We start from the raw sequence: 20,589 nt of genomic DNA, 5'->3' as shown, positions 1-20,589 counted from the left end.
ATTGTAATGGACAATATTTAATCATACTGTCAGTTATAGTAATGCCTGATTGCCATATTCAAAGCGTTCCCTTTATACTAAAACAAGTGTTCTATTTTTTTTAAAACAAAAAATACTGAGTAGGGTAACCACAAAAATGGCTATTGCAGATTTAGATAAACAACCCGATTCCGTGTCATCTGTCTTAAAGGTTTTTGGTATTTTGCAGGCGTTGGGCGAAGAGCGTGAGATTGGCATTACTGAACTTTCACAGCGCGTGATGATGTCTAAAAGTACTGTTTATCGTTTCCTGCAGACGATGAAATCTCTGGGATATGTTGCCCAGGAAGGTGAATCAGAGAAATACTCGCTGACGCTGAAATTGTTCGAGCTGGGCGCTAAAGCGCTGCAGAACGTTGATCTGATCCGCAGTGCGGATATTCAGATGCGTGAATTGTCGGCATTAACGCGTGAAACCATCCACCTCGGCGCGTTGGATGAAGACAGCATTGTCTACATCCATAAAATCGATTCCATGTACAACCTGCGCATGTATTCCCGCATCGGCCGTCGGAATCCGCTGCACAGCACGGCGATTGGCAAGGTGTTGCTGGCCTGGCGCGACCGTGAAGAGGTTAAAGAAATTCTGTCTCAGGTGGAATTCAAGCGTAGCACTGTGCGCACCATCGGTAGTACGGAAGAATTGTTGCCTCAGCTTGATCTGGTGCGTCAACAGGGATACGGCGAAGACAACGAAGAGCAGGAAGAAGGGTTGCGTTGTATCGCGGTTCCGGTATTTGATCGCTTTGGCGTGGTAATTGCCGGCCTGAGTATCTCTTTCCCGACTATTCGTTTCTCGGAAGAGAATAAACATGAGTATGTCGCCATGTTGCATACAGCAGCACGCAACATCTCCGATCAAATGGGATATCACGATTATCCGTTCTGACACCGAAAGGTGTGAGGCCAATTTGACCATCAGCCTGTCCCGGTGACAGGCTTTTTTATGGGCGAAAGTCGGTATTCCAGACAATGAATCTCGGCATGACTGTCGAATTGTCTGTCGGCACAGTGCTAGAATGCGCGGCTGAGTCAGGTTACGTAACAGGTTTTAGACATGAGTAGTTTTGCTTCAGACATGCTGGAAGTGGTTTTTGTCGCGCTGATTGTGCTACTGGTGATTTTGGTCTGGTTCTTTATCAACCGGGCCAGTGTGCGGGCCAATGAACAGATCAGGCTGTTGCATGAAATTGTCGAGCAGCAGAAACAGCAAATCGCGCTGTTGCAATCGCTGTCGCCAGTGCCGGCACAGGAGGTAGCGGTAGAGCCTGCTCCCGAGCAGCCGGTTTCCTTACCGGAGATTAAGGAAAGCGAGATTGATCCGCTGTTTAAGGACATGATTCCGGAGCGTTGATTCTCCGCCCTCCGGCATATTGCCGAGGGTATCAACAAGACCCGCTGTAATGACGGGTCTTCGCCCGTATCTCAATGACGTCAATCCGTATTTCTGCCGCCTGTTTTGACCGGATGGGTGGCATCCCTAGGAGCATGGTGCTACTCTACGCCGTCGGGTTAAGGCATTGGCGCGTTATCCCGTTGAAGGCCGTGACCATTGCCATGCCACCTGACGACAGGGCGGAACTGATTTAACAATTGTGGGTTAAATCCTTTTCCACCGACCACCTAAATCAAACGCAAATATCTTTTGCACGTGAGCTTTCGTGTGGCTCACCACTGCAAATAAGGGAATTTACATGCCTGTTATTACGCTTCCTGACGGCAGTCAGCGTCATTATGACCATGCCGTTTCTCCTCTTGATGTCGCACTGGATATCGGCCCGGGTCTGGCGAAAGCCTGCGTTGCCGGCCGGGTCAATGGTGAGCTGGTTGACGCCGTCGATTTGATTGAATCCGACGCACAGCTGTCCATCATCACGGCCAAGGATGAAGAGGGGATGGAAATTATTCGTCATTCCTGCGCGCATCTGCTGGGTCATGCCATCAAGCAGCTGTGGCCGGACACCAAAATGGCGATTGGCCCGGTGATCGACAACGGTTTCTATTATGACGTTGATCTGGACCGCACCCTGACTCAGGAAGATCTGGACCTGCTTGAAAAGCGGATGCATGAACTGGCGGGCAAAGATTACGACGTTATCAAGAAAAAAGTCAGTTGGCAGGAAGCGCGTGATACATTTGTAGCGCGTGGCGAAAGCTACAAAGTGGCGATTCTGGATGAAAACATCAGCCATGATGACCGCCCGGGGTTATACCACCACGAAGAATATATCGATATGTGCCGTGGGCCGCACGTACCGAACATGCGTTTCTGCCATCATTTCAAACTGCAGAAAACGTCCGGCGCTTACTGGCGCGGCGACAGCAAGAATAAAATGCTGCAGCGCATTTATGGCACCGCCTGGGCAGACAAGAGACAGCTGAGCGCTTATCTGCAACGCCTTGAAGAAGCCGCCAAGCGCGACCACCGTAAAATCGGTAAACAGCTGGACCTGTATCACATGCAGGAAGAAGCGCCGGGCATGGTGTTCTGGCATAACGATGGCTGGACGATTTTCCGCGAGCTGGAAGCCTTTGTGCGCATGAAGCTCAAAGAGTACCAATATCAGGAAGTAAAAGGTCCGTTCATGATGGACCGTGTGCTGTGGGAAAAAACCGGCCATTGGGAAAACTACAAAGAGGCCATGTTCACGACGTCGTCTGAAAACCGTGAATACTGCATCAAACCGATGAACTGCCCGGGCCACGTACAGATCTTCAATCAGGGTCTGAAATCCTACCGCGACCTGCCGCTGCGTATGGCGGAGTTCGGCAGTTGCCATCGTAACGAGCCGTCAGGCTCCCTGCATGGCTTGATGCGCGTGCGCGGCTTTACGCAGGATGATGCCCACATCTTCTGTACCGAAGAGCAGGTGCGCGATGAAGTAAACAGCTGCATCAAGATGGTGTACGACATGTACAGCACCTTCGGTTTTGAAAAAATCGTGGTGAAACTGTCAACGCGTCCTGAAAAACGTATCGGCAGCGATGACATGTGGGATCGAGCGGAAGAAGATCTGGCGGCTGCGCTGACTGAAAACGGCATTCCGTTTGACTATCAGCCGGGCGAGGGCGCATTTTACGGTCCGAAAATCGAGTTCACCCTGCATGACTGCCTGGATCGCGCCTGGCAGTGCGGTACGGTGCAGCTTGACTTCTCGCTGCCGGGGCGTCTGAGCGCATCTTATGTCGGCGAAAACAACGAGCGTCAGGTACCGGTGATGATTCACCGTGCGATACTGGGGTCGATGGAGCGCTTTATCGGGATTCTGACCGAAGAATTCGCGGGCTTCTTCCCAACCTGGCTGGCGCCGGTACAGGTCGTGGTGATGAATATCACCGATACACAGTCTGATTATGTCAGCGAATTGACAAGAAAATTGCAAGATGCGGGAATTCGCGTTAAAGCAGACTTGAGAAATGAGAAGATAGGCTTTAAAATCCGCGAGCACACTTTACGGCGTGTTCCCTATATGCTTGTTTGTGGCGACAAAGAGGTGGAGGCAGGCAAAGTGGCTGTCCGTACCCGCCGCGGCAAGGACCTGGGAAGCATGGACGTCAGTGAAGTAATCACGAAGCTGCAGGAAGAGATTCGCAGCCGTAGTCTTCATCAGTTGGAGGAATAAGGTATTAAAGGCGGAAAACGAGTTCAACCGGCGCGTCCTAATCGCATCAACAGAGAAATTCGCGCACAAGAGGTACGTCTGACAGGCGTTGATGGCGAACAGCTCGGTATTGTCAGCCTGAATGAAGCGTTAGAGAAAGCTGAGGAAGCAGGAGTTGATTTAGTTGAAATCAGCCCGAACGCCGAGCCGCCGGTTTGCCGAATCATGGATTACGGCAAGTTCCTCTATGAGAAGAGTAAGGCCACTAAAGAACAGAAGAAGAAGCAAAAAGTTATTCAGGTTAAGGAAATCAAATTCCGGCCTGGTACCGATGATGGCGACTATCAGGTCAAACTACGCAACCTGGTTCGCTTTCTGGAAGATGGTGACAAAGCTAAAATCACGCTGCGTTTCCGCGGCCGTGAAATGGCGCACCAGCAGATCGGCATCGAAATGCTTAACCGCATTCGTGACGACCTGAGTGAATTGTCTGTCGTCGAGTCGTTCCCGAGTAAGATCGAAGGGCGTCAGATGATTATGGTGCTGGCACCGAAGAAGAAACAGTAAGGCACTCAAGTAACACGTTCCGCGCTGCCTTCGTGTGGCGCGGTTTTTGTTCGCCTTATCTGATTCATTGTTTAACAATGCGAAGTGGAAATAACAATGCCAAAGATTAAAACTGTACGTGGCGCCGCTAAACGCTTCAAAAAAACCGCCAGCGGTGGTTTCAAGCGTAAGCATGCTAACCTGCGTCATATTCTGACCAAAAAAGCGACTAAACGTAAACGTCATCTGCGTCCGAAAGCTATGGTCTCCAAAGGAGATCTGGGCCTGGTTGCAGCATGTCTGCCTTACGCATAAGTAACCTTTTTTTAATTCAGAATAAGACTTTAGGAGAGAGCATATGGCTCGCGTAAAACGTGGTGTGGTTGCTCGCGCACGTCACAAAAAGATCCTGAAACAAGCGAAAGGTTACTACGGTGCCCGTTCGCGCGTTTATCGTGTTGCCTTCCAGGCAGTAATCAAAGCTGGTCAGTACGCTTACCGTGACCGTCGTCAGCGTAAGCGTCAATTCCGCCAGCTGTGGATTGCACGTATCAATGCAGCAGCCCGCCAGAATGGCTTGTCTTACAGCAAATTCATCAATGGCCTGAAAAAAGCCTCTGTTGAAATTGACCGTAAGATTCTGGCTGACATCGCCGTATTCGACAAAGTGGCGTTCAGCGCACTGGTTGAAAAAGCGAAATCAGCTCTGGCGTAAGTCAGTGAAAGAGGGAGCTTGTCTCCCTCTTTTCGTCTTTGACGCCGGTTGAAAGCTGACAACCCCTCAATTGCCGACGAAAAACTTTCAGAAAGAGTGAAATTGGTATATTGTCAACGGGTTAGACAATAATTAGCTAAACAACGATAAGGTAACGCAAGTATGAACGCTGCTATTTTCCGTTTCTTTTTTTACTTTAGCGCCTGAACGTCGGGGGCTTTGCGCGTAAGAATAGAAACGAAAAGTAGCGCCTAAGCCTCCTCTGTGGAGGCTTTTTTATTGGACCCGATTCCTGAATCCGTGGGTAGTGTTAACGTCCGGCGCACTGAAAACCGTATCTTTCCAATCATGATTGTCGGCCATACAGGCAGAAGAAGAGGAATGCAATGCAACATCTCGCAGAACTGGTTGCCAAAGCCAGAACAGCCATAGAACAGGCTGGAGACGTCGCCGCACTGGAAAATGTGCGCGTCGAGTTTCTGGGCAAAAAAGGTCACTTAACCCTTCAGATGACCTCGCTGCGCGAGCTGCCTGCTGAAGAACGTCCTGCCGCGGGCGCGGTTATCAATCAGGCGAAGCAGGAAGTGCAGGATGCGCTGAATGCGCGCAAGCAGGCGCTGGAAGGCGCTGAATTGAATGCGCGTCTGGCGGCGGAAACCATTGACGTCTCGCTGCCGGGTCGCACGATTGAAAACGGTGGCCTGCATCCGATCACCCGTACTATCGATCGCATCGAAACCTTCTTTGGCGAACTGGGGTTTGCGGTGGCGTCCGGTCCGGAAATTGAAGACGATTACCACAACTTCGACGCGCTGAATATTCCGGGTCACCACCCGGCACGCGCCGATCACGATACCTTCTGGTTCGACGCCAAGCGCCTGCTGCGTACCCAGACCTCCGGGGTGCAGATCCGCACCATGCAGAAACAACAGCCGCCGATTCGCATCATCGCGCCAGGCCGTGTTTACCGTAACGACTACGATCAGACCCACACTCCGATGTTCCATCAGATGGAAGGGTTGATCGTGGATAAAGACATCAGCTTCACCAACCTGAAGGGAACGCTGCATGATTTCCTGCGCAATTTCTTTGAGGAAGATTTGCAGGTGCGTTTTCGTCCGTCCTATTTCCCGTTCACCGAACCGTCCGCCGAAGTGGATGTGATGGGCAAGAACGGCAAATGGCTTGAAGTGCTGGGATGCGGCATGGTGCACCCGAACGTGTTGCGTAACGTCGGCATCGACCCGGAAGTGTACTCCGGTTTTGCCTTCGGTATGGGGATGGAGCGCCTGACCATGCTGCGTTATGGCGTGACGGACCTGCGCGCCTTCTTCGAAAACGATTTACGCTTCCTCAAACAGTTTAAATAAGGCAGGAATCAACATGAAATTCAGTGAACTCTGGTTACGGGAATGGGTTAACCCAGCCATCAGCAGCGATGCCTTATCTGAACAAATCACCATGGCCGGTCTGGAAGTGGACGGCGTTGAGCCGGTTGCAGGCGCATTCCACGGCGTGGTTGTTGGGGAAGTGGTGGAGTGCGCACAGCATCCGAACGCGGACAAATTGCGGGTGACGAAAGTCAACGTCGGCGGCGATCGTTTGCTGGATATCGTTTGCGGCGCGCCTAATTGCCGTCAGGGCCTCAAAGTCGCGGTGGCTACCGTGGGCGCCGTTCTGCCGGGCGATTTCAAAATCAAGGCGGCCAAGCTGCGCGGCGAACCGTCTGAAGGGATGTTGTGCTCCTTCTCCGAACTGGGGATCTCCGACGATCACAGCGGCATTATCGAATTGCCGGCTGACGCGCCGCTGGGCACTGACATCCGTGAGTATCTGAAACTGGATGACAATACCATCGAAATCAGCGTGACCCCGAACCGTGCCGATTGCCTGGGGATTCTGGGCGTGGCGCGTGACGTCGCGGTGCTGAATGAGCAGGCGCTGGCTGCGCCGGCTATCGAGCCGGTAAGCGCGACCATCGCCGACCGTTTCCCGATTCAGGTGGATGCGACTGAAGCATGTCCGCGCTATCTGGGACGAGTGGTTAAGGGAATCAACGTTAAGGCCGCCACGCCGCTGTGGATGCGCGAAAAATTGCGTCGTTGCGGTATCCGCTCTATCGATCCGGTCGTGGATGTCACCAACTATGTGCTGCTGGAACTGGGGCAGCCGATGCATGCGTTCGATCTTAACCGTCTGGAAGGCGGCATCGTGGTGCGCATGGCGAAAGAAGGGGAAATCCTGCGTCTGCTGGACGGCACTGACGCTACGCTGAGCGCCGACACCCTGGTGATTGCCGATCATCAGAAAGCGCTGGCTATGGGCGGCATCTTCGGCGGCGAGCATTCCGGTGTGAATGGCGACACGCAGGATGTGCTGCTGGAGTGCGCTTACTTTAATCCGCTGTCGATCACGGGGCGTGCGCGCCGTTACGGCCTGCATACTGATGCGTCGCACCGCTATGAGCGCGGCGTGGACCCGGCATTGCAACATCAGGCGATGGAGCGAGCAACCCGTCTGCTGCTGGATATCTGCGGCGGTGAGGCCGGTCCGGTGGTGGAAGTCGTCAGCGAGAAAGACCTGCCGGCACGCGCCACTATCACATTGCGTCGCGACAAGCTGGATCGTCTGATCGGTCATGTGATTTCCGATGAGAAAGTCAGCGATATTCTGAATCGTCTGGGTTGCCAGGTAACCAAAACTGCCGATGGCTGGCAGGCGGCGGCGCCGAGCTGGCGTTTCGACATGGAGATTGAGGAAGATTTGGTGGAAGAAGTAGCGCGTGTTTACGGCTACAACAACATTCCGAATATTCCTACTCAGGCGCCGTTGAAGATGACGCAACATCGCGAGGCGGATCTGGCGCTTAAGCGCGTGAAAACCCTGCTGGTCGATCACGGCTTCCAGGAAGCGATCACGTACAGTTTTGTCGATCCCAAAATTCAGTCGCTGATTCACCCCGGTGAAGAGGCGCTGATTCTGCCGAGCCCGATTTCGGTGGAAATGTCCGCGATGCGCCTGTCGCTGTGGAGCGGTCTGCTGGGAGCGGTGGTGTATAACCAGAACCGCCAGCAAAGCCGGTTGCGCCTGTTTGAGAGCGGCCTGCGCTTTGTTCCTGATCAGAGCGCCGATTTGGGTGTGCGTCAGGAAACCATGCTGGCGGGCGTGATTACCGGCACCCGTTACGAAGAACACTGGGATCTGGCGCGTCAGGCGGTTGACTTCTATGATTTAAAAGGTGATTTGGAAGCCGTATTGGCATTGACCGGGAAACTGTCTGCGCTTGAGTTCCGGTCCGAAAGCCATCCGGCGTTGCATCCGGGACAGACTGCGGCCGTTTATCTGGCTGGCGAGCGCATCGGTTATATCGGTGTGATTCACCCGGAGCTGGAACGCAAGCTGGATCTGAACGGGCGCACCGTGGTGTTTGAAGTCCTGTGGGACAAGCTTGCCGAGCGTGTGGTGCCTGAGGCGGCGGACATTTCCCGTTTCCCGGCGAATCGCCGTGATATTGCTGTGGTGGTGGCTGAAAGCGTGCCGGCGGGCGACGTTTTGGCCGAGTGCAAGAAAGTTGGCGCAAATCAGTTAGTTGGCGTAAACTTATTTGACGTGTACCGGGGCAAGGGCGTAGCGGAAGGGTATAAGAGTCTGGCTATTAGTCTGGTATTGCAGGATACCGCTCGTACACTGGCAGAAGAGGAAATTGCCGCTACCGTTGCGCAATGCGTAGCAGCACTAAAACAGCGATTCCAAGCATCCTTGAGGGATTAACCTATGGCGCTTACTAAAGCTGAAATGTCTGAATACCTGTTTGAAAAGCTTGGGCTCAGCAAACGGGATGCCAAAGAGCTCGTCGAGTTGTTTTTCGAAGAAGTTCGGCGCGCTCTGGAGAATGGTGAGCAGGTTAAGTTGTCGGGGTTTGGCAACTTTGATTTGCGGGACAAGAACCAGCGCCCGGGACGTAACCCAAAAACCGGCGAAGATATTCCGATTACGGCGCGTCGGGTCGTCACGTTCCGTCCAGGGCAGAAATTGAAGAGCAGGGTGGAAAATGCTTCACCCAAAGTGTCTTGATTTGGCAAAAAGTGTCTTGATTTGACAAAAAGGCCGCATTAGCGGCCTTTTTCTTTTGCAGAATCGTCTGAAAGTGAGGCGGGCGATTCAGGTCTTTCCCCTGTGCGCGGACGTTGCGGCGCAGCAGGCGCAGGTTTACGGTCATCCAACAGGTGACGGATAGCCAGTATCGGGTGATACAACAGCATTCTCGGTCCCGCCCAGCGCATAACCACTTTGATGGCTTCCCGTTTTGCCGGCTGATAGCAGTGGATTGGACACTGTTTACAGGCGGGTTTGTTTTCACCGTAATAGCATTTTTGCAGCCGGTTCAGCGCGTAATCGCGCAGTTTGGCATAGTAGTCCGCGTCATCCGCCGGAGCAGGGAACGCGTTTTCATACAGCGTGAGCATCGCCTGAATCGTTTGGATTTCACGCTGGATACGTTTGCCGGAAGAAGAGGACATCGTGGCGCTCTCGTGGTTGTATTAAATTGTATAATACATGCAATTTAACACGGGAACCGTGTTCTTAGGCAGATTAACCGGTTGAGCGCGTGGCCAGCCACGAAAGCAGCGATCCCAGCGTCACCATGATGACGCCTTGCCAGAAAGTGAAGGTAGGTACGGTTTGCAGCCACAATGCCGCCATCAGCGTCGTGAGTATCGGCGTAAAGTAAGACGCGGTTGCCAGTAGCGCCATGTTGCCACGTTGAATACCGACATCCCAGGCGGCATAGGCCAGCGCGGTGGAGCCGCCGATGAACAACAGTTCCAGCAGGGTTTGCGCCGGGAAGGAAAAACCGGGCGCGTCGCTGAGCAAATACTTCCCCCACAGGACGGCGGAAACGGTGATGAAAAACAGCAGGATGCCGCTTTTTCCGTTGCCGAAGCGGCGTGAAACGTTACAGTACAACGCCCAGACCAGCGCCGCGATCAGCGCCATGCCATAGGCCAGCGGATTGGCGCTGATATTCCGCCACATCAGCGCGGGCGACCAGTCGCCATCGCCCTTCAGAATCCACAGGATCCCCATTACCGACAAGGCCAGACCCGGCCACAGCCAAAACCGGCTTTTCTGTTGATTGATAAACAGCGAAAACAGAATCGTCAGGCAGGGCCATAGGTAATTGATCATTCCCAATTCCATCGCCTGCATCCGATTTTGCGCCAGCCCAATCGACAGCGAGAAACAGATTTCGTAGCTGACAAACAGCGCGCCGCCGAGCAGCAGGTAGATTTTGGAGTGGGAACGAAATGTGGGACGATGCCCGAATAACAGCAGGAAGAGGGCACTGGTGGTATAGATCATGGCAGCGCCGCCTAACGCGCCCAGCGCCTCGGTCAGGCTGCGAATCAGGCCAACAGAGGTGCTCCAGAGCATAATCGCCAACAGGCCGGCCAGCGTGGCGCGATAAGGGGTTATGGCTATCATCAAAGGGTTATCGTTATGGCATGGCATAAAAAGGCGGATACCAGGCGGTATCCGCATGAATGTTTTGGCTCTGGGATGAATGTTCCGGGTCTAACGCCGTGCAGTCATCAACGCCAGAAATCATCAAACACGGTAACAGGAGGACGGCGCTTGTGCTCGGTTCTGCGATACCAGGTTTCGATAATCGCGATATCTATTGGGTCAAGTTGCTTGCCTTCCAGATAGTCGTCGATTTTCTCGTAGGTTACGCCCAGCGCTACTTCATCCGGCAGGGATGGACGGTCGTCCTCCAGATCGGCCGTTGGCGCCTTGGTATAAAGGTGTGACGGGCAGCCCAGCAGTTTGAGCAGCGCTTTGCCCTGGCGCTTGTTGAGGCGGAAAATGGGGTTGATGTCGGTGCCGCCATCGCCGTATTTGGTGAAAAAGCCGGTGACCGCTTCCGCCGCGTGATCGGTTCCGACGACCAGACCGGCGTTCATGCCCGCAATACTGTACTGGGCTTTCATGCGTTCGCGCGCCTTTTCGTTACCTTTGACGAAATCAGACAGCTCGATGCCTATGGTGCGCAACGTCGCTTCGCTGGCGTCCACCGCCGGTTTGATATTAACGGTCAACACCCGGTCCGGCTGGATAAATTGGATGGCGTCCTGACAGTCCTGCTCATCGGCCTGCACGCCATACGGTAAGCGTACCGCGATGAACTGATAATCGGTTTTGCCGGTTTCTTCGCGCAATTCGGTGATAGCCGTCTGACATAATTTACCGGTGAGCGTCGAGTCCTGTCCGCCGCTGAGCCCCAGTACCAGGCTTTTGGCGAACGGATGCGCCTTCAGATAATTCTTTAAAAAATCAACGCTCACCCGAACTTCCTGCGCCGGATCGATGGTGCTTTTCACCCCGAGCGCCTGAATGATTTCCTGCTGTAATGACATGTCACCCCCTCCTGAACCTATTGATGCGCCAGAATAATTATTCACATCACCAAAGGGTAACGTTAATTCCGGCGGAACAAAAGAACAAGAGAAAGCCGGAAGTTTTACATCGAACCGGGGGCTTTTTCGCCAACTATCAGCCTGTTGAAAAAACGCGGCCGATTTGAAAAAGCCGCGGTTGCTATCTAGTCTTAGCAACACCGATAGCCAATGAGGTCATGCCATGAAGAAAAATCGTTTACTCATGTGTATCGCGGCAAGTGCGCTGATGCTTTCTGGCTGTGTCGCTTATGATCGTGCGGAAAATTTCCTCACCAAACCGGTAGTGAAGGATGTGAAAAAAGGCATGAGCCGCCAGGAAGTGAACCGGATTGCCGGTCCCGCATCGACGGAGGCCACGATGATTCACGCCCGCGGCACCTGTAATACCTATGTACTCGGCACACGTGACGGCAAGATTCAGTACTACTTCGTCAGCTTTGATGAAACCGGCCATGTGTTGAACAAAGGATTCCAGAGTTGTCAGGAATATGACACCAATCCGAAACTCTGATCGGAGCGTAAAAAAATGCCGGAGGGGGAAACCGCTCCGGCATTTTTTATGCCATGACAGAAAGAACTAACGCTGCGTCAATGCGGCGTCGTCGTCCTGATTGAACACGGTTTTATCGGTTTGCTTCAGCAACTGGCTGGTAATGGTGCCGGCTGTCATCGAGCCGCTGACGTTCAGCGCGGTACGCCCCATGTCGATCAACGGTTCAATGGAAATCAGCAGGGCAACCAGCGTCACCGGCAGGCCCATAGCGGGCAGGACAATCAGCGCGGCGAAAGTCGCGCCGCCGCCGACACCGGCCACGCCTGCCGAGCTGAGCGTCACGATGCCTGCCAGAGTGGCAATCCACATCGGATCCCACGGGTTGATGCCTACCGTCGGCGCGACCATGACCGCCAGCATGGCCGGATAAAGCCCGGCACAGCCGTTCTGGCCGATGGTCGTACCAAAGGAAGCGGCAAAGCTGGCGATAGATTCCGGTACGCCGATACGGCGCGTCTGAGCCTCAATATTCAGCGGAATGGTGGCTGCGCTGGAGCGGCTGGTGAAGGCGAAGCTCAGTACCGGCCAAACCTTACGGTAGAAACGAGCCGGGTTCACGCCTGTCAGCGCCAGCAGCACGGCATGTACGCCAAACATCAGTCCCAGCCCGAGATAGGACGCCACGACAAAGCCGCCCAGTTTGAGGATGTCCTGCAGGTTAGAACTGGCGACCATTTTGGTCATCAGCGCCATAACGCCATAAGGCGTGAGACGCATCACCAGGCGGACCAGCTTCATCACCCAGGATTGCAGCGTATCAATGGCCGTCAGTACGCGTTCGCCTTTCACCGCATCGTCTTTCAGCAGGTGCAGCGCGGCGACGCCGAGAAACGCAGCGAAAATCACCACGCTGATAATCGAGGTCGGGTTGGCGCCGGTCAGGTCGGCAAACGGGTTTTTGGGGATAAACGACAGCAGCAACTGCGGGACGCTCAGGTCCGCGACTTTGCCGGCATAGCTATTCTGGATCGTAGACAGACGAGCGCTTTCCTGCGCGCCTTGTACCAGTCCTGTGGCGGTAAGGCCAAACAGGTTGGTGACGAAGATACCGATCAGTGCGGCAATCAAGGTGGTCAACAGTAACGTGCCCAGCGCCAGCAGGCTGATTTTCCCCAGCGATGAGGCGTTATGCAACCGGGCAACCGAGTTGAGAATTGAAACGAATACCAGCGGCATCACAATCATCTGCAGTAATTGTACGTAGCCGTTGCCGACGATGTTAAACCAGGCGATGGATTGCTTTACGACCGGATTGTCGTCGCCATAGATCAGATGCAACACCAACCCAAATAGGACGCCGGTGATCAGGCCCAGCAGCACCTTTTTGGACAGACTCCAGTTTTTATTACCGCCATACCCTAGTGCGAAGAGCAACACAGCAAAAACCACCACATTTATTATCAGCGGAAAATTCATCCCACTACTCCTTTTTTAATGTTCAAAATGGCTACGGTCAGAGAAACGTAACCAGCGCAGTAGCATAGCAGGTCTTTTATATCGCGGTTATAGAGATAACTAACATGGGGTGATAAGAATGGAATAACGCGCCAGATCAGAGCGTCAGCAACTGACGGAGTTGCTGGCTGAACTGTTGCAGCCATCGCGCCGGTTCGCCGTAATGCCAGGATTCCAGCGGTTGTTGCGGTTGCCATAGCATAAACAGAATCAGTCCTACGCACAGTAATCGCTCCAGCTGATTTCCTTTGTCGCTGTTGAGGATGGGAAAACGAAAGCGCCAGCGACAGGGCCATAACAACGGTACGCCCGCAGTAGTCAGCATATCGGCGACGATATGGCTCAAATACCCAACGATCATGGCGTGGTAAACATCACCCGGCAACGGCCAGTCTGCGGGTAGCCGGGTGCGGATAACATAAACGCCGGCCAGAATCGCCAGCAGGCTGTGCGTAAAACCGCGGTGACCGCATAGCCTGGCGATCGGCACCGAAATCCATTTCAGGCGCTGGCCCAGAATGGATTTCGGGTGATCGATGTCGGGCAGCAGCGCCGTCAGCATGGCGGCGGGAATAATGTGCCACCAGTCGCCGGCTGCCAGAACGGGCGATAATTCTGCTTTTTTGGCGAAGATTGCGCTGGCTACGGCAAACAGGAGGTGGCCTTCCGCGGTCATGAAACATCTCAAAAACTGTCATTTTATACAGTATAGGAGATTGTGATAGACGGCGGAAGGTGTGACGGTGTAACTAGTTATGTTTTATCCGGTTGATTCGCCGTATTTTTCTTTGACGGCAGCGATGTTAGCCAATTATCCAGCAGTTGCGGCCAGATAGCGGCCGGCAATCCGACCGTGCCGCGGATACCAAACCCATGTTTCCCCTGTTCAAACAGATGGATTTCTGCCGGAATCTGGTGCGCGCGTAGCGCCGCCAGCATCACCAGACTGTTGTCTACCGATACGGAAGGATCGTCAATGGCGTGGACCAAAAATGTCGGCGGAGTTTTCGCGCTGACCTGTTTCTCCGCGGAGTAGCGCTGGACTTGCGCGTCGCTGGGGTGAGAGCCGATCAGCGCTTTACGGGAGCCAGCGTGCGCAATGTCCTCCTGCATGGAGATGACCGGGTACATCAGCACCATAAAGTCCGGGCGGGCGCTCAGATGGTCGATCTCATCCTGCGCCGGGTAAACGGTTTGCGCAAAGCGGGTGCCCAGGCTGGCGGCGACATGCCCGCCGGCAGAGAAGCCCATGATGCCAATGCGTTGCGGGTCAATGTGCCATTGCGCGGCATGGGCCCGTAACGTGCGGATAGCGCGCTGGGCATCGGCCAGTGGCGCATCCGCGCCTTCCTGATGACCATCGCCCGGCATACGGTATGTCATGACGAACAGGGTGTAACCCTGCCGGGTGAAAAAGGGCGCCAAATCGCTGCCTTCTTTGTCCAGCACCACGCGCTGATAGGAGCCGCCGGGGGTAATCAACAACGCTGTGCCATTCGGCTTTTCCGGTGCATAAACCGTGATTTCCGGGCTGCGGATACCGGTCACGGCCCGGTCTGGCAAGGTAGGGTCTTTACTGCGTTCAACGACCTGCTGTTGTACTGACGATGTTGCCGCACCAGGCGCTTCACCCTGCGGCCATACCGGGAAGATGGTGTCGGCGAGACTGAGTCCACTGACAGACATCATAAGCGTTCCTGCAATTACCCTTCGTAGTGACATGACAGTTTACCTATTTGATTAATAGAAATTAGTATGACGCTGGTGGGGATAAAAAAACAGGTAAACATTTCATCGAAGAGAGCAAAATGTTTACCCAAATTGGCGAATGGTATTATTTCCCTCGGAGGGAAATAGACGCAGAAATTTAAAAGACGAATTGATGGTTTGGCTAATTCCCGTCAGGTGATTAGCCGGGATGATAAATAACAACCTATTGACATGTTATTTATCATCCATTTTTGGCGCCGATATTCCGGCGCCACGGGCAGCTATCAGAAGCTGTACTGCACGCCTACGCGATAACGAGTCTGGCGCTCATCGGTGGTTTCAGAACCGGAAACGTTGCCGACTTCGACATAAGGTTTCCAGTTTTTATCCCATTTATAAGACAGTTTTACGTTGTGGGTGATGTCATAATTATCGTTGTCAGACAGAATGGTTTTGCCTGATGTGGCCTTTTTGTATTCCAGCTCATAGCCGATGGTGTAATCCTTCAGGAAGGTATAGTCGATATTACCAGTCAGCGTATAACCTTTATCCGTGGTATTGTCTTTGCCAATATTACCGCTATTACGTTTAAAGTAGGGGCGATAACGTAACGCAACGGATAAATCGTCAGTCACATTGGCACGGCCGCGAAGGTATGGGCGATAGTTATTGCTTGAACTGTTTGATTCAAGAGAAAAACCTGGCTCAATGGAAAAGACGTTATTGAATTTATAAACGTAGCTGGCGACGACTTCGGTACCATTACTGACCTGTTCATTAAATGGCTTATTTGGGGTTTTATCCGCACTGGATTGTGCCCATTTTACTTCGGAAGATAACCCGAAACCATTAGCAAAACGGTGAGAAATTAACAGACGATCTTTATGGCCGGCTTTGTCGGTATCCTGCATTTCATGACGATAGTCGATAGATACAGCCAGAGCGTTGACGCTAACCAGAGATGCAACAGCCAAAGTTAATAATTTAATCTTCATTGTATTTTCCCTATAGATATACAGATAAAGAAAAGAATAAAAAAATAAAGTCGATGTGTTCTTATGGAACAAGTTCTATTTTATGGATTATTTAATATCGTTTTGTGATCTCGATCTTTTAGAACCACAATAAATTCAAAATGATTTCAAATTGTGACGATGATCGACAGGATGATTCATTTTGTTTCATTTTTAATAAAAAAGCCCCGGCGGAGAGCACGGGGCTTAAAACAGACAGCCAATTAAAGATTATTCTTTCATGGCGCGTTTCAGAATACGATCGGCCTGACGCTGGAAGTATTTGGCCGTTTCTTCCACGGATTTCTGATCGTAATCGATATATTGAATGGCATCGCCAAACAGGGCGACAATCTGCGGATCATCGAAATAAGGCGATGTCTTGGTTTCATGCGGCAAAGACAAGGCCAGATTCAGGCCGGCTACCGACGGGTCGCTGTCCTTGATGACGCCATCGGCACGCAACTGGGCGACAGCCGCTTTGCTCAACGGCACGCCACGCTCCAGCCCCAGCGCCTGAATGCCTTCCTTGTTGTTCAATAAGTAGTTGATCAGCATGGCCGCTTCTTTCGGGTGCTTGGTGGATTTGCCGATGGACAACATCTGGGCCGGTTTGAAGAACAGACCCGCTTCCTTGGCGCCCGCCAACATCGGGTAGGCGCCCAGTTCCAGTTTGGCCGGCGGCTGCAGGTTGTCGGAGTACTTGTTGATGGTGGAGTTCCACATGTATATGCCGCCCCAGTCACCGGTAATCCACGGTTTCATTTCATACATGTTGCTCTTGCCGAACGATGCGTAATATTTCGCAGACGGCATGACGTGGGCATCGACCATTTTTTTGTACATCTGGAAGAATTCCACCCATTGCGCGTCGGTATAAGAGAATTTCTTGTTCTTCTCGTCTACCGCCGGAATGTTGTATTTCTGCACCATGTAGGAATTCAGCAGCGCCAGCGAGTCCTGATGTTCCAGAACCAGCGGGTAGGACTGGTCGCCCAGTTTTTCCTTGAACACTTTACCGGCGTTCAGCAGCTCATCCCAGTTTTTCGGGGCGGTCAAACCGGATTTCTTCCAGGTTTCGGTGTTGTAATAGAACACGCGCGCCGTCACGGAGATCGGAATCCCGTTCAGTTTGCCGTCTACCGTGGTGGCCTGCAGTTCTTTGGCTTCAAACTGCGACAGATCCAGCACGTCCTTCACCTTGTTCAGGTCGTAGAAACCGTCACCGGTGCGGGAGAAAATGGGCAGCCAGTTCCAGTTGGTCTGCATCACGTCCGGTTCGGTGTTGCCGGCGATCTGGGTGGTCAAACGGGACAGGTGCCCGTCCCAACCCGTGTATTCCGCCTTCACTTTGATGTTCGGGTACTGTTTCTGGAATTCCTCGATGGCTTTCAGCGTGACCTGGTGGCGTCCGTTGCCGCCCCACCATGACATGCGCAGGTCAACCTGGTCAGCGGCGAAAGACTGATGTGCCATCAGCGCCAGAGAAGAGGCAATCAATGTGCGTAGGATTACTTTTTTCATCGGTTATACTCCTTTAAAGAGAGATATTTTGTTCTGTTTTTGCATCAAAGATATGGCATTTATCCATATCAAACTTGAAATACACCTTACTATTCATTCTGTTATTGATAATCAACCGGGCTTCGTCTGAAGGCATACGGCTGGTCAGTTCAAAACCATCGACCTTGATGTACATAAAGAATTCGTGGCCCATGTTTTCGGCGCGCACCAGTTCGCCCTGGAAGTGACCGCCGTCGAAAGGCGCTTCCGATACCGTGACGTATTCCGGGCGAACACCGAAGCAGATGTCCTTGCCGATGTAATCACGAACTTTATCCTGCTTGGTTTGGTTAAGGCCCATGGTGTACTGGCCTACCTGCAGCGTGATCTGGCCGTTTTCTTCCAGCAGCTTGCCCGGTTTGATGTTCATTTCCGGTGCGCCGATAAAACCGGCGACGAACATGTTTTTCGGGAAGTGATAGAGATTATCCGGCGTATCCACCTGCATGATGTGGCCGAGCTTCATGACGCAGATACGATCGCCCATGGTCATGGCTTCGGTCTGGTCGTGGGTAACGTAGACGCTGGTGGCCGGGTGACCGCTCTTTTTCAGCTGCTTATGCAGATCCGAAATACGGATGCGCATTGAGGCGCGCAGTTTGGCGTCCAGGTTGGAAAGCGGTTCGTCGAACAGGAACACATCCGGTTTTTTCACGATGGCGCGACCTACCGCCACACGCTGGGCCTGACCGCCGGACAGCTGGCGCGGCAGGCGATCCATCAGCTCTTCCAGTTCCAGAATCTTGGCCGCTTCGTTAACCTGCGCTTCGATCTTGTCTTTCGGCATCTTGCTCAGTTTCAGGCCGAAGGCCAGGTTTTCGCGAACCGTCATGTGCGGATAGAGCGCATAGTTCTGGAACACCATCGCAATGCCGCGATCCTTCGGCGCCAGGTTGTTGACGATCTTGTCGCCGATGCGAACTTCGCCGCCGCTGATGGTTTCCAGCCCAGCCAGCATGCGCAGGGTAGTGGATTTCGCACAGCCGGACGGCCCTACGATCACCATGAATTCACCGTCTTTGATCGTCAGGTTGATACCGTGAACTGCTTTGAAACCGTTGGAGTAGACTTTTTCCAGTTTGTTGAAAATGACTTCAGCCATGATAAATCCTCAATTAACCTTTAATTCCGCTGCTGGTAACGCCCTGAACGAAGTAGCGCTGAGCCATGAAGAAGATGATGATAGACGGCAGAATGGAGATGCTCGCCATTGCCAGAATTTCGTTCCACGGTGCGCCTTCCGTAACGTCGATAGACATTTTCAGAGCCAACGCAATCGGGTATTTGTCCACGCTGTAAACGTAAATCAGCGGGCCGATAAAGTCGTTCATTGACCACATGAACTGGAACAGGGCGACCGAAATAATGGCCGGTTTCAGAATCGGCACGACTACGTACCACAACACCTGCCAGGAGTTGCAGCCATCGATTTGCGCCGCTTCTTCCATATCGCGCGGTACGCCGCGCAGGAACTGGATCAGCATGAACACGAAGAACCCTTGCGTCGCGAACGCAACCGGCACATACAGCGGCAGGTAGCTGTTCAGCATGCCCATTTCGCGGAACATGATGTACTGAGGAATCAACAGCACGGTGCTCGGCAGCAGCATGGTGGCGATCAGGGTGGCGAACCAGAAGTTCTTCCACGGAATCTCAAACCGGGCGAAGCCGTAAGCCACGATGGTGGAGGAGATCACCGTCAACGCCACCTTCGGAATCACATACTTGAAGGTATTGATCATGTAGTGACCGAAGTTGTATTCGGTGCCGGTTTTCCAGCCGTTGATAAAGCCATCCCAGGTCGCATGTGCAGGCCACAGACTGAGGGTGGTGAAGATCTCATGGTTCGGTTTGAACGACGCCGAGAACATCCACGCCAGCGGGTAGAGCATCAGAATGCCGACAGCCAACAGAATGGTGTAACGGATGCCCGCGCTGATTTTTTCACGGCGCAGGGTACGGCGAACTTCTGCCGCTGCAATAGCCTGCGCAGACAGTGGGGAATGAATATCAGCCATTTTTTCCTCCTTTATCGGCGGAATAGAACACCCAGTATTTAGACGATTTGAAGGAGATAGCGGCGAAGACGGCTACCACCAGGAACAGCACCCATGCCAGAGCTGCGCCGTACCCCATATCGAAATACTTGAAGGCCGTATCATAGATATAGAGCGAGAACAGATAGGTGTAGTGGGTTGGTCCACCACCGGTAATGACGTAGGGCGCGGTAAATTCCTGGAACGCCTGCGTCGTCTGCATGATGAAGTTGAAGAAGATAACCGGTGTAATCAGCGGCACGGTCACTTTCATGAACATCTGCCATTTCGAGGCACCGTCGATCATCGCGGCTTCATACTGGGATTGCGGTACGTTTTGCAGCGCAGCCAGGAAGATCACCATCGCGGAACCAAACTGCCAGACGCGCAGCAGGGTTACCGACATCAACGCCAGTGACGGTTCGCCCAGCCAGTTGACCGGGTCGAGCCCGAAAACGCCGATAAAACTGTTCAGCAACCCGTCGATAGCGAACAGGGCGCGCCACAGTACGGCGATAGCTACGCTACTGCCAAGAATCGACGGCACGTAGTAGGCGGTACGGAAAAAACCGATTCCACGTAACTTGAAATTCAGCACGAACGCGATCAGCAGTGCGAAAATCAGTTTTAACGGGATGGTCAGGAACACATAAGCAAAGGTGACTCCCATGGATTTCCAGAAAAGATCGTCCTCCATAAACATCCGGTGGTAATTTTCCAGACCGGTGAATGTGGGCGGACTCATTAAATCATACTCAGTAAAACTGAGTACAAACGATGAAAGAAAGGGGAAAGCGGTAAAAACTATCAACCCTATTATATAGGGGGAGATATAAGCTAACCCCAGCATTCTGTTTTCATTCATAATGCCTACCTACTTTTAGTAATGGTGAATC

The 20,589-nt window shown here is 52.9% G+C and carries 22 protein-coding genes and 1 other annotated feature; of the genes, 11 read left to right on the top strand and 11 right to left on the bottom strand.

The features are described 5' to 3' along the window. The first annotated feature begins 136 nt into the window (after positions 1 to 136). The 10 genes from kdgR to ihfA all read left to right on the top strand — a co-directional run bounded on the left by kdgR (position 137) and on the right by ihfA (position 8,976). Entirely contained in the window at positions 137 to 928 is a 792-nt protein-coding gene (gene kdgR, locus CVE23_RS12030; RefSeq protein WP_038658296.1) for a DNA-binding transcriptional regulator KdgR, read from the top strand. A gap of 168 nt (positions 929 to 1,096) precedes the next feature. Then, positions 1,097 to 1,393 (top strand): YebO family protein, encoded by a 297-nt coding sequence (locus CVE23_RS12025; protein WP_038919181.1) that lies wholly within the window; start codon positions 1,097 to 1,099, stop codon positions 1,391 to 1,393. A 340-nt stretch (positions 1,394 to 1,733) separates the two neighbouring features. Next, complete coding sequence (gene thrS, locus CVE23_RS12020) at positions 1,734 to 3,662, top strand: threonine--tRNA ligase (protein WP_100849613.1); 1,929 nt, start codon at positions 1,734 to 1,736, stop codon at positions 3,660 to 3,662. 3 nt (positions 3,663 to 3,665) lie between these two features. Then, the gene (gene infC / locus CVE23_RS12015; protein ID WP_071605205.1) at positions 3,666 to 4,208 is read left to right on the top strand and encodes a translation initiation factor IF-3; all 543 of its coding nucleotides are present in this window, start codon (positions 3,666 to 3,668) and stop codon (positions 4,206 to 4,208) included. A 96-nt stretch (positions 4,209 to 4,304) separates the two neighbouring features. After that, positions 4,305 to 4,502 (top strand): 50S ribosomal protein L35, encoded by a 198-nt coding sequence (gene rpmI, locus CVE23_RS12010; protein ID WP_012769670.1) that lies wholly within the window; start codon positions 4,305 to 4,307, stop codon positions 4,500 to 4,502. 43 nt (positions 4,503 to 4,545) lie between these two features. Beyond that, complete coding sequence (gene rplT / locus CVE23_RS12005) at positions 4,546 to 4,902, top strand: 50S ribosomal protein L20 (RefSeq protein ID WP_012769671.1); 357 nt, start codon at positions 4,546 to 4,548, stop codon at positions 4,900 to 4,902. Positions 4,903 to 5,059: 157 nt separating this feature from the next. Then, positions 5,060 to 5,183: a sequence feature (Phe leader region), on the top strand. Further along, a complete protein-coding gene (gene pheM / locus CVE23_RS22760) occupies positions 5,065 to 5,109 on the top strand; it encodes a pheST operon leader peptide PheM (protein ID WP_106120997.1) in 45 nt (14 codons plus the stop codon). (Overlaps the previous feature by 45 nt.) Positions 5,184 to 5,288: 105 nt before the next feature. Then, positions 5,289 to 6,272, top strand: a complete 984-nt coding sequence (gene pheS, locus CVE23_RS12000) for a phenylalanine--tRNA ligase subunit alpha (RefSeq protein WP_033570774.1) — start codon at positions 5,289 to 5,291, stop codon at positions 6,270 to 6,272. Positions 6,273 to 6,285: 13 nt separating this feature from the next. Beyond that, a complete protein-coding gene (gene pheT / locus CVE23_RS11995) occupies positions 6,286 to 8,673 on the top strand; it encodes a phenylalanine--tRNA ligase subunit beta (RefSeq protein ID WP_100849612.1) in 2,388 nt (795 codons plus the stop codon). 3 nt (positions 8,674 to 8,676) lie between these two features. Then, on the top strand, positions 8,677 to 8,976 hold the full coding sequence (gene ihfA, locus CVE23_RS11990) for an integration host factor subunit alpha (RefSeq protein ID WP_035341598.1): 300 nt from the start codon (positions 8,677 to 8,679) through the stop codon (positions 8,974 to 8,976). A 38-nt stretch (positions 8,977 to 9,014) separates the two neighbouring features. On the opposite strand, the gene CVE23_RS11985 is transcribed toward ihfA, so the two are convergent. From CVE23_RS11985 to nadE, 3 genes are all read right to left on the bottom strand, one after another. Continuing rightward, positions 9,015 to 9,422, bottom strand: a complete 408-nt coding sequence (locus CVE23_RS11985; protein ID WP_049853735.1) for a nitrous oxide-stimulated promoter family protein — start codon at positions 9,420 to 9,422, stop codon at positions 9,015 to 9,017. A gap of 73 nt (positions 9,423 to 9,495) precedes the next feature. Then, entirely contained in the window at positions 9,496 to 10,389 is an 894-nt protein-coding gene (yddG, locus tag CVE23_RS11980) for an aromatic amino acid DMT transporter YddG (protein ID WP_100850460.1), read from the bottom strand. 107 nt (positions 10,390 to 10,496) lie between these two features. Further along, complete coding sequence (nadE, locus tag CVE23_RS11975) at positions 10,497 to 11,321, bottom strand: ammonia-dependent NAD(+) synthetase (protein WP_100849611.1); 825 nt, start codon at positions 11,319 to 11,321, stop codon at positions 10,497 to 10,499. A gap of 223 nt (positions 11,322 to 11,544) precedes the next feature. On the opposite strand from nadE, the gene osmE reads away from it, so the two are divergent. Then, the gene (gene osmE, locus CVE23_RS11970; protein WP_038658322.1) at positions 11,545 to 11,874 is read left to right on the top strand and encodes an osmotically-inducible lipoprotein OsmE; all 330 of its coding nucleotides are present in this window, start codon (positions 11,545 to 11,547) and stop codon (positions 11,872 to 11,874) included. A gap of 66 nt (positions 11,875 to 11,940) precedes the next feature. On the opposite strand, the gene CVE23_RS11965 is transcribed toward osmE, so the two are convergent. The 8 genes from CVE23_RS11965 to CVE23_RS11930 all read right to left on the bottom strand — a co-directional run bounded on the left by CVE23_RS11965 (position 11,941) and on the right by CVE23_RS11930 (position 20,558). Beyond that, positions 11,941 to 13,332 (bottom strand): L-cystine transporter, encoded by a 1,392-nt coding sequence (locus tag CVE23_RS11965; protein ID WP_038919175.1) that lies wholly within the window; start codon positions 13,330 to 13,332, stop codon positions 11,941 to 11,943. A gap of 136 nt (positions 13,333 to 13,468) precedes the next feature. After that, entirely contained in the window at positions 13,469 to 14,047 is a 579-nt protein-coding gene (locus CVE23_RS11960) for a metal-dependent hydrolase (RefSeq protein ID WP_038658328.1), read from the bottom strand. A gap of 77 nt (positions 14,048 to 14,124) precedes the next feature. After that, entirely contained in the window at positions 14,125 to 15,093 is a 969-nt protein-coding gene (gene paeX / locus CVE23_RS11955; protein WP_038919174.1) for a pectin acetylesterase PaeX, read from the bottom strand. A 272-nt stretch (positions 15,094 to 15,365) separates the two neighbouring features. Then, positions 15,366 to 16,076 carry an oligogalacturonate-specific porin KdgM gene (gene kdgM, locus CVE23_RS11950; protein ID WP_100849610.1) on the bottom strand — a complete coding sequence of 237 codons (711 nt, stop codon included), beginning with the start codon at positions 16,074 to 16,076 and terminating at the stop codon, positions 15,366 to 15,368. Between the two features lie 249 nt (positions 16,077 to 16,325). After that, the gene (locus CVE23_RS11945; RefSeq protein ID WP_038919173.1) at positions 16,326 to 17,618 is read right to left on the bottom strand and encodes an ABC transporter substrate-binding protein; all 1,293 of its coding nucleotides are present in this window, start codon (positions 17,616 to 17,618) and stop codon (positions 16,326 to 16,328) included. Between the two features lie 13 nt (positions 17,619 to 17,631). Continuing rightward, complete coding sequence (locus tag CVE23_RS11940; protein WP_038658340.1) at positions 17,632 to 18,759, bottom strand: ABC transporter ATP-binding protein; 1,128 nt, start codon at positions 18,757 to 18,759, stop codon at positions 17,632 to 17,634. A 13-nt stretch (positions 18,760 to 18,772) separates the two neighbouring features. Further along, positions 18,773 to 19,675, bottom strand: a complete 903-nt coding sequence (locus tag CVE23_RS11935) for a carbohydrate ABC transporter permease (RefSeq protein WP_038658343.1) — start codon at positions 19,673 to 19,675, stop codon at positions 18,773 to 18,775. Further along, positions 19,668 to 20,558: a carbohydrate ABC transporter permease gene (locus CVE23_RS11930; RefSeq protein WP_038919172.1), complete on the bottom strand. Its 891-nt coding sequence runs from the start codon at positions 20,556 to 20,558 to the stop codon at positions 19,668 to 19,670. The genes CVE23_RS11935 and CVE23_RS11930 overlap by 8 nt, the downstream gene beginning before the upstream one ends. Between the last annotated feature and the right edge of the window lie 31 nt (positions 20,559 to 20,589).

Source organism: Dickeya fangzhongdai (assembly GCF_002812485.1).
GTDB classification, from domain to species: Bacteria; Pseudomonadota; Gammaproteobacteria; order Enterobacterales; family Enterobacteriaceae; genus Dickeya; species Dickeya fangzhongdai.
The sequence above is the reverse complement of the archived record's forward strand: the minus strand, read 5'-3'. Positions and strand labels throughout refer to the sequence as shown.

Coding starts and splice junctions, on each gene's coding strand:
- kdgM (WP_100849610.1), bottom strand. CDS start 16,076: ATGAAGATTAAATTATTAACTTTGGCTGTTGCATCTCTGGTTAGCGTC.
- kdgR (WP_038658296.1), top strand. CDS start 137: ATGGCTATTGCAGATTTAGATAAACAACCCGATTCCGTGTCATCTGTC.
- CVE23_RS11960 (WP_038658328.1), bottom strand. CDS start 14,047: ATGACCGCGGAAGGCCACCTCCTGTTTGCCGTAGCCAGCGCAATCTTC.
- pheS (WP_033570774.1), top strand. CDS start 5,289: ATGCAACATCTCGCAGAACTGGTTGCCAAAGCCAGAACAGCCATAGAA.
- CVE23_RS11985 (WP_049853735.1), bottom strand. CDS start 9,422: ATGTCCTCTTCTTCCGGCAAACGTATCCAGCGTGAAATCCAAACGATT.
- CVE23_RS11965 (WP_038919175.1), bottom strand. CDS start 13,332: ATGAATTTTCCGCTGATAATAAATGTGGTGGTTTTTGCTGTGTTGCTC.
- yddG (WP_100850460.1), bottom strand. CDS start 10,389: ATGATAGCCATAACCCCTTATCGCGCCACGCTGGCCGGCCTGTTGGCG.
- pheT (WP_100849612.1), top strand. CDS start 6,286: ATGAAATTCAGTGAACTCTGGTTACGGGAATGGGTTAACCCAGCCATC.
- paeX (WP_038919174.1), bottom strand. CDS start 15,093: ATGTCACTACGAAGGGTAATTGCAGGAACGCTTATGATGTCTGTCAGT.
- rpmI (WP_012769670.1), top strand. CDS start 4,305: ATGCCAAAGATTAAAACTGTACGTGGCGCCGCTAAACGCTTCAAAAAA.
- rplT (WP_012769671.1), top strand. CDS start 4,546: ATGGCTCGCGTAAAACGTGGTGTGGTTGCTCGCGCACGTCACAAAAAG.
- osmE (WP_038658322.1), top strand. CDS start 11,545: ATGAAGAAAAATCGTTTACTCATGTGTATCGCGGCAAGTGCGCTGATG.
- ihfA (WP_035341598.1), top strand. CDS start 8,677: ATGGCGCTTACTAAAGCTGAAATGTCTGAATACCTGTTTGAAAAGCTT.
- CVE23_RS11945 (WP_038919173.1), bottom strand. CDS start 17,618: ATGAAAAAAGTAATCCTACGCACATTGATTGCCTCTTCTCTGGCGCTG.
- thrS (WP_100849613.1), top strand. CDS start 1,734: ATGCCTGTTATTACGCTTCCTGACGGCAGTCAGCGTCATTATGACCAT.
- nadE (WP_100849611.1), bottom strand. CDS start 11,321: ATGTCATTACAGCAGGAAATCATTCAGGCGCTCGGGGTGAAAAGCACC.
- CVE23_RS11930 (WP_038919172.1), bottom strand. CDS start 20,558: ATGAATGAAAACAGAATGCTGGGGTTAGCTTATATCTCCCCCTATATA.
- CVE23_RS11940 (WP_038658340.1), bottom strand. CDS start 18,759: ATGGCTGAAGTCATTTTCAACAAACTGGAAAAAGTCTACTCCAACGGT.
- CVE23_RS12025 (WP_038919181.1), top strand. CDS start 1,097: ATGAGTAGTTTTGCTTCAGACATGCTGGAAGTGGTTTTTGTCGCGCTG.
- CVE23_RS11935 (WP_038658343.1), bottom strand. CDS start 19,675: ATGGCTGATATTCATTCCCCACTGTCTGCGCAGGCTATTGCAGCGGCA.